Annotated in this window: 6 protein-coding genes and 2 pseudogenes; 6 read left to right on the top strand and 2 right to left on the bottom strand. The window is 67.2% G+C overall.

Going from position 1 to position 7843, the window contains the following annotated elements; translation table 11 throughout:
* The 6 genes and pseudogenes from ACFTZB_RS40085 to ACFTZB_RS40060 form a co-directional block, all read left to right on the top strand.
* Positions 1-453 (top strand): annotated as a pseudogene (locus ACFTZB_RS40085) (N-methylproline demethylase); the annotation flags it as partial.
* Positions 454-508: 55 nt separating this feature from the next.
* A complete protein-coding gene (locus ACFTZB_RS40080) occupies positions 509-1270 on the top strand; it encodes an SDR family NAD(P)-dependent oxidoreductase (protein ID WP_378440650.1) in 762 nt (253 codons plus the stop codon).
* Between the two features lie 209 nt (positions 1271-1479).
* Positions 1480-2235 carry an SDR family oxidoreductase gene (locus ACFTZB_RS40075; RefSeq protein ID WP_378440648.1) on the top strand — a complete coding sequence of 252 codons (756 nt, stop codon included), beginning with the start codon at positions 1480-1482 and terminating at the stop codon, positions 2233-2235.
* Between the two features lie 32 nt (positions 2236-2267).
* Positions 2268-2474 (top strand): annotated as a pseudogene (locus ACFTZB_RS40070) (NAD-dependent malic enzyme); the annotation flags it as partial.
* 22 nt (positions 2475-2496) lie between these two features.
* On the top strand, positions 2497-2919 hold the full coding sequence (locus ACFTZB_RS40065) for a hypothetical protein (RefSeq protein ID WP_378440646.1): 423 nt from the start codon (positions 2497-2499) through the stop codon (positions 2917-2919).
* Between the two features lie 243 nt (positions 2920-3162).
* Positions 3163-4059 carry a hypothetical protein gene (locus ACFTZB_RS40060; protein ID WP_378440644.1) on the top strand — a complete coding sequence of 299 codons (897 nt, stop codon included), beginning with the start codon at positions 3163-3165 and terminating at the stop codon, positions 4057-4059.
* A gap of 456 nt (positions 4060-4515) precedes the next feature.
* Here ACFTZB_RS40060 and pntB read toward each other — a convergent pair whose 3' ends face one another.
* Together pntB and ACFTZB_RS40050 are read right to left on the bottom strand one after the other, a co-directional pair.
* Positions 4516-5931 (bottom strand): Re/Si-specific NAD(P)(+) transhydrogenase subunit beta, encoded by a 1416-nt coding sequence (gene pntB, locus ACFTZB_RS40055; RefSeq protein ID WP_378440642.1) that lies wholly within the window; start codon positions 5929-5931, stop codon positions 4516-4518.
* 8 nt (positions 5932-5939) lie between these two features.
* Positions 5940-7484, bottom strand: coding sequence for a Re/Si-specific NAD(P)(+) transhydrogenase subunit alpha (locus tag ACFTZB_RS40050; RefSeq protein WP_378440652.1), 1545 nt, complete (start codon positions 7482-7484; stop codon positions 5940-5942).
* Between the last annotated feature and the right edge of the window lie 359 nt (positions 7485-7843).

Genomic DNA, 7843 nt, shown 5'->3' with positions numbered 1-7843 from the left:
GACGCCGGTGCCGAGGTGGAGGTCGTCACCCCCGAACGCATCATCGCTCCGCTGGTCGGGGGGTCGAACTACCCGGCCTATCTGAAGAATTTCGCGGAGCACTCGGTGCGTACCACTCTGGGTACCCGGGTCACCAAGGTCGCCCGCGACGCCGACCGCCGCCTCACGGTCACCCTCGAGGACGAATACGTCCACACCACCGTGACCCGCACCGTCGACCAGCTCGTCGTCGAGCACGGCACGGTCCCGGTCGACGACGTGTACTTCGAACTCAAGGACCGCTCCCGCAACCACGGGGCCGTCGATCAGGACGCGCTGCTGCGACTGCAACCGCAAACCCTCGTGACCAACGAGGACAGCACCTTTCAGCTCTTCCGCGTCGGTGATGCGGTCTCGAGCCGCAACATCCACGCCGCCATCCTCGACTCCAACCGCCTGTGCATGGCCATCTAAGGCCACCTCGCAACGTAGATCCACGACGCACACCCTCACCTGAACGGAGAAAATCATGGCTGACCTCACCGGCAAAGTAGCCCTCATCAGCGGCGGCTGCCGCGGACAGGGCGAGGCCGAGGCCCGGCTGTTCGCCGAACGCGGCGCGAAGGTCGTCATCGCCGACATCCTCGACGACGACGCCGCCAAGCTGGCAGCGGACATCGGTGCCGACCGCGCACTCGCCGTGCACCTCGACGTCAGCGACCCGCAGCAGTGGGCCGACGCCCTGGCCGCCGGAATCGACGCCTTCGGGCACGTCAACGTGCTCGTAAACAACGCCGGTATCTTTCACCAGGGCACCATTGTCGAGACCCCGGTCGAGCGATACCGGCGCATCATCGAGGTCAACCAGATCGGCGTGTTCCTCGGTATGCAGACCCTCGCACCGCACATGGCGAAGATCGGGCACGGCTCGATCATCAACATAGTCTCGGTGTCCTCGTTCGCGCCGCTGGACTACACCGCTGCCTACGCCTCGACCAAGTCGGCGCTGCTGGCGATGTCGAAGGCCGCCGTCGGCGAACTCGGACCCCAAGGGATCCGCGTCAACATGATCCACCCCGGTGGAGTGGCCACCGAGATGGGCGCACCGCAGGGCGCAGTCCCCACCGAATACTCCAAAGCCCCCCTCGGCCGAATTGGCCAGCCCCGCGAGATCGCCACGGTCGCAGCATTCCTGGCCTCCGAGGACGCCTCGTACTGCAGCGGCGCGGAGATCCTCGTCGACGGTGGCTGGACCGTCGGAACCCGCAACCCCTGGATCACGACGGACTGAGAACGGCACCGACTTCCGGTCACAGAGCGACTGCCCGACCGACCGGAACACCCCGGTGCGGGGCGACTCGACACTCTCGACGCTGCGAGTGCCGGGGCGCCCCGCACTGCGGCCCACGGACCGTATACAACGGTGCCGACTGACATCCCCACGGACCCGGTGTGCGATAGACCCACTCGGTATCGGGTTCCCATTTCAGAGAGCGTGAGATGACCAACGCGGAACATCCATTGCCCGACACCCCCGACACACCCGCTCACCGGCCTCGTGTCCTGGTCACCGGCGTCGAACAGATCGAAGGTGCCGGCGCTGCCCGCGTCCTCGCCGAGGCTGGCTGCCGGGTCATCGCACATAGCTTCTCGGCCGACGCCGCCGACGCTGTCGCCACCGAGATCACCGAGGCCGGGGGGACCGCCTACCCTGCCGTGGCTGATCTGACGATCGAGGCCGACGTCGACCGACTCTTCGCTGGTCTCGAAGACCGGCACGGCGGCATCGATTCCCTGATGCACACCGCCTGGCTGCCCGGACCGGAAACCGCCACGAACAATCTGGCCGACATCGCTCCTGCCGATTGGGGGCGTTTCACCTACGACCACATGGCGATGCTGTTCCTGACCACACGCCGCGCCGCGTCGTCGATGCAGCACAATCCTGCACCGGGCACCATCCTCACCGTCACCGGTTTGGGAGCCGGGCTTTCGATCGAGAACCCGGACTCGGGTCCCGCCCGCGACGCGATCAACGGCGCCGTCGAATCGTTCACCATGGCCGCGGCCCGCGACAACGCCCTGGCCGCATTGCGCATCAACACCATCCGGCTCACCCCCTCCATCGGGGCGGACGTCGCCGACGCGGTCCCGCCCAGCCTCGACGAGCTTCTGGTCCTGCTGCTGGTCGAGCGGCCCCTCGGATCGGGGCACGTCATCCCGGCGGCACCGACCTACGCCCTGGTCCCCAGCTGACCACCACTCAGACATCACAGGAGACCTCACCCGTGACCGTGACATCCGAACCCACCGCCCCGCAGAAGGTCGAACTGACCGACGAGGAGATCTTCGCCGGCCACGTCGGGGGAAAGCTGTCCGTGGAGTTGACGACCTCGCTGGACACTCAGCGGGATCTGTCGATCGCGTACACGCCGGGGGTGGCGCAGGTCTCGCGCGCGATCGCCGCCGACGAGACCCTCGCCGACCGCTACACCTGACCTGCCTCACGGGCGCATCGTGATCGCCGACTGGCGATGCGACTGGACCGGACTCGGTGTCGCGGAGATGATCGCCCGCAGCGGTGGCCGCAAGGTCACGCTCTGCGTCAACGGCAATGCCGCGGGGGAAATGCTGCAGCAGTACACACGAAATGCGATGCTCGCCGCCGTGTTCGAGGCGAACGTCGAGATCATGACCAACGTCCGCCTCTACGGCGCCGACGAGGACAGCGTGTACCTGCAGAACACGTTGACGGCCCAACCGGTTCTCGTCGACGACGTCGCCGGTCTCGTACTGGCGCTCGGGCACCGGCAGAACGACACTCTGCTCCGCGAACTCCAGACGCTGGGAACGCAGGTCCACGCGATCGGGGACTGCATGTCGCCGCGCACCGTCGAGGAGGCGACCCTGGACGGACTGCGGGTGGCGAGCGGTATCTGAGCTCCTGGTGTCTGCGCGTGCGGCAGCCGGCGCCGGTGCTAGTCGCTGCCGCCGCGGCTGATCCGGAGAGCGGTCAACGCCATCCCGAACGAGGCGATATCCGCCGAGCTCTTGGTGCTCCGGCCGGAGAGTGACTCGATTTTCTTGAGCCGGTGCCAACGTCTGGCGGTGGATCATGAGCTTGTCTGCCGCGGCCGCCCAGCTCCGGTCCACGGTCAAGAACGTGTCGAGTGTCTCGACCAGTTGGGTCTGGTTCTTCTCGTCGTGGTCCATCAGCTCACCGAGAATGGCGCGCGCCGCGAAGTGCGCCTCGCTCAGCGTCCGGGGAAGGAACAGCGGAGCGGCGGTGGAATATTCCGCGACGGCGCTGCCATCCGCACGCGCGGCCTGCAGCGCCCACCGCGCCTGCCGGACACTGTCGGGGACCCGCTGCAGGGTGGAGGTGCCGGCAGACAGGCCCAGGTGGGGGATGTGTGGACCCAGCAGGTCGACGGCGGCCTCGATGTGGTCTGCCGCCAACAGCAGGTAACCCTCTTCGCCCACCACACACGACAGCCTCGGTGTCTCGTTGTCGCCGAGAACGATGCGAGCCGCCCGCACATCGGGGGAGTCGAACCCGATCACCATCCACTCCCGGTCGGCCAGACCGACCTGCTCGAGGCGCGGTTGGGCGGCATCCGATCCCAAGGTTCCGTCGATGATCTGCTCGAACAGTGCAGCCCTGAGTGCGTCGTCTCGCTCGCGCTGGCGGGTGACCCTTTCCACCTCGATTCCGATCAGGCTCTGGGCGTGCAGCAGACCGAACGCGTCGAGATCGACGTCGGAGGTGCCGACGGCGACCAGCATGCAGGGACGGTGGGTGGGGAGGGGGAACGCGGTGGCGGCGAGTGTTCCGTCCACCTCGACGGCGAGCCGTGCGAGCACCTCGGGGCGGTACTCGACGTCGACCACGTGCAGTTCGTAGCCGAGTTCGATGGACAACCGTTCCAGCAGTGGCGATTCGGCTTCGGTCATCGTCGCCGACCGGGCCACCTCGTACAGGCGGCTGAGCCGGGCGATCCGGCTGATCTGCTCGCTCTGACTGGCTACGGCAACCGTGCGGCCCATCGCCGAGAACGGCGTCGATTGCGACACGGGTGAGCACCGGGAAGTCGAGAGCATCGGCCTCGGCGAGCATCGTGGCGGTCAGGGGAGGCACCTTCATATCGTCGCCCACCGCGATCCCGGCGATACCGGCCCGCGCGAGCTGGCGAACGAGTTCGACCTGGTCGCCTTCCTCGGCCGGGACGCAGATACGACCGCGGCATCGCCGCCCGCCGAGGAGCCCACACCCACCTCGAAGAGGTCACCGACATCCTCGACGGCATCGAATACGATGCCGACAAACTCCTCGCCGACCTGCTTGCAATCCTCGACCGCGCAGGGAGTGACTGACAGAACAGGTGCCCGACGGTCTTCGGGCGGTTTGCTGCGAAAGTCGGAACTATCGTGCCCGAGACGCACAAACCATTAGTGAAGCAACAAGTTTCGAGATAATCGCCGACAAGATTGCGATGGTGTGGCGGTGTAGCGCTACACCGCCACACCAGCATGCAGCTATGTGAGTGCGTGACTTTTCAGGGCTGCGAGGATGTCCTGAACCTGGTCCTTGGCGTCACCGAAGAGCATCTGTGTGTTGTCCCGGAAGAACAGGGGATTCTGCACGCCCGCGTATCCGGTGGCCATGGATCGCTTGAACACCACAACGTCGGTGGACTCCCAGACGCGAAGCACCGGCATGCCGGCGATCGGGCTGGCCGGGTCTTCGGCGGCGGCTGGGTTCACGGTGTCGTTGGCCCCGATGACGAGCACGACATCCGTCTCGGCGAGGTCGTCGTTGATTTCGTCCATCTCCAGGACGATGTCGTAGGGCACCTGCGCCTCGGCGAGCAGTACGTTCATGTGCCCGGGCAGCCGCCCGGCCACCGGGTGCACACCGAACCGGACCTGAACGCCCTGCTGGCGCAGTTGACGGGTCAGCTCCGCGACCGGGTATTGCGCCTGCGCCACGGCCATGCCGTAACCGGGGGTGATGACCACCGATTTGGCCTCGGCCAGCAGCTCCGCCACACCCGCGGCGTCGACCTCGCGGTGATCGCCCGTCACGTCCACTCCGCCCGGGGAGGTTGGTGCACCGAAGCCACCCGCGATGACGGAGATGAACGAGCGGTTCATCGCCTTGCACATCACGTAGGACAGGAATGCACCCGAGGAGCCGACGAGCGCGCCGGTGATGATCAGCAGGTCGTTGGACAACAGGAAGCCCGACGCCGCAGCGGCCCAACCGGAGTAGCTGTTGAGCATCGACACGACCACCGGCATATCACCGCCGCCGATCGAGGCGACCAGGTGGATCCCCAGCATCAATGCCAGGGCCGTCACCACGCCGAGCAGCCACAGTGCCGGGGTGTTCACGAACATCACCGTGAGCACGGCGAACGCCACTAGCGCACCGAGGTTGAGCAAGTTCTTGCCCGGCAGCTGCAGCGGTTTCGACGGGATCTTCGCCGACAGCTTGAGGTAGGCGACGATCGAGCCGGTGAACGTCACCGCGCCGATGAACACACCGATCACGACCTCGGCATGGTGGATGCCCAGCAGCGTCCCGGCCAGCTCGGTGTGCCCGGACTCGACCTCGAGGAATCCGTTCCAGCCGACGAGCACCGCCGCGAGACCGACGAAGCTGTGCATCAGGGCGATCAGCTCCGGCATGCCGGTCATCTCGACAACTCGGGCCCGCCACAGCCCGATCGCGCCGCCGATCACCAATGTGGCCACGAGCAGGGCAATCCCGAGACCGGACGCCGATTCAAGCGCGGTCGCCGCCGTCGCGATCAGGGCGATCGCCATGCCGATGACGCCGAAAACAACGCCGGAGCGGGAAGTCTCGTGCTTGGACAGACCCGCGAGGCTGATCACAAACAGCAAGGCGGCGATCAGGTAGGCCGCCGCCGTCCACGTCGCAGTATTCATGTCCTACCTCAGCTCCTCGAGAACATCGACAGCATGCGGCGGGTCACCGCGAAGCCACCGACGATGTTGATTGCCGCCAGCAGTACGGCGACTGCGGCCAAGGCGGGGACCAGCATCCCGTTGCCGCCCGAGCCACCGGTGCCGATCTGCAGGATGGCGCCCACCACGATGATTCCCGAGATCGCGTTGGTGACCGACATCAGCGGTGTGTGCAGGGCATGGTGCACGTTCCCGATCACGTAGAAGCCGATCACGACGGCCAGGACGAAGACCGTCAGGTGCGCGGCGAGCTCGGCCGGCGCGAACGCTGTCGCCAAGAACAACGCCGCCGCGCCGACGATCCCGACGGCGGCCCGGGTCAATGGTGACTGGGTCTTTTTCGGTGTCTGTTCGGCCGTCGTGTCCGCCGCTTGCGGGGCGGCAGGGGCGGCGCTCACCGACACCGGGGGCGGCGGCCACAGCGTCTCTCCCTGGTGGGCGACGGTCAGCCCGCGCTGCACCACGTCGTCGAAGTCGAGCACCAGGTGCCCTTCCTTGCCGGGGGTGAGCAGCTTGAGAAGATTGAGCACGTTCGTGCCGTACAACTGCGAGGCCTGGGCGGGCAGCCGGGCGGGCAGGTCGGTGTAGCCGACGATCGTGACCCCGTTGTCGGTCACGGCGACCTCGCCGGCCACTGTCCCCGCCACGTTGCCGCCCTGCGCGGCCGCCATGTCGACGATCACGCTGCCGGGCTTCATGGACGCGACCTGTTGGGCGTCGAGCAGCCGCGGGGCCGGACGGCCCGGGATCAGGGCGGTAGTGATCACGATGTCGACGTCCGCGGCCTGCTCCGAGTAGATCTCCGCCGCCCGACGGTCGTACTCCTCCGAGGTCGCCTTGGCGTAGCCGTCCGTGCTCGCCTCCTGGACGACCTCGACCGCCAGGTACTCGCCGCCCAACGACTTGACCTGGTCGGCGACCTCGGGCCGCGGATCCGTGGCCCGCACGACAGCGCCGAGGCTGTTCGCCGCCGCGATCGCCGCGAGTCCGGCCACGCCGGCACCGGCGACCAGTACCTTCGCCGGCGGGACCTTGCCCGCCGCGGTGACCTGGCCGGTGAAAAACCTGCCGAAGACATGCGCCGCCTCGACCACGGCCCGATACCCCGCGATGTTCGCCATCGAGCTCAGCACATCCATCGACTGCGCTCGTGAGATCCGCGGCACCGCGTCCATGGCCAGCGCTGTGACACCCTGCCGTGCCAGCGCCTCGAGCCGATCCGGGTCGAGCGCCGGGGCCAGCATTGCGATCACCGTAGTATCTGTCCGCAGCGCGGGGATCTCGTCTGGCTGTGGGGCGTTGATCATGACGACAACGTCGGCGTCCCACACCTGTCCGGCCGACACCTCGGCCCCGGCCTCGGCATAAGCCGCGTCGGCGAACCCGGCCCGCTCACCCGCCCCTGACTGCACGGTCACCGCATGGCCGAGGTCGACGACCTTGCGCACGGTGTCAGGGGTCAGGGCGACGCGAGTCTCGGCCTTGACGGTCTCTGCCACCAATCCGATCCGCATCGGAGATGCGGCGGGAGGAGGGGCGGGGGAAGGGAGCGTTGGTGGACTCTCGCTCATTCGTACTCCTTGCTCAGCGGGGCGCATCCATGCGTGGACACAGGTCGAGACCCGTCCAGGTCGACAACAGGTTGTCGACCTGGACGTAAACCGATGGACAGTTCGAGCAAAGCTACAGCCTGACCCGGGAACGCGGGGTTCCTAATAGCGCGTAGCCGCCGCATCGATCAGCGTTGCTTCCTCTCCATGGGCGAGTCGGCACAATCGTGCGGTGCGAACTCACCACCGCCGGCAGTGGCAGTCGATCTCGCGGCAGGCGGCGGATTCGCGCCAGTCTCCCGAGTGTGGCCGCGTCGGAGGGC

Origin of the sequence: Rhodococcus sp. NPDC057014, assembly GCF_042673295.1 — a bacterium.
Classification (GTDB): domain Bacteria; phylum Actinomycetota; class Actinomycetes; order Mycobacteriales; family Mycobacteriaceae; genus Rhodococcus_F.
The sequence above is the reverse complement of the archived record's forward strand: the minus strand, read 5'-3'. Positions and strand labels throughout refer to the sequence as shown.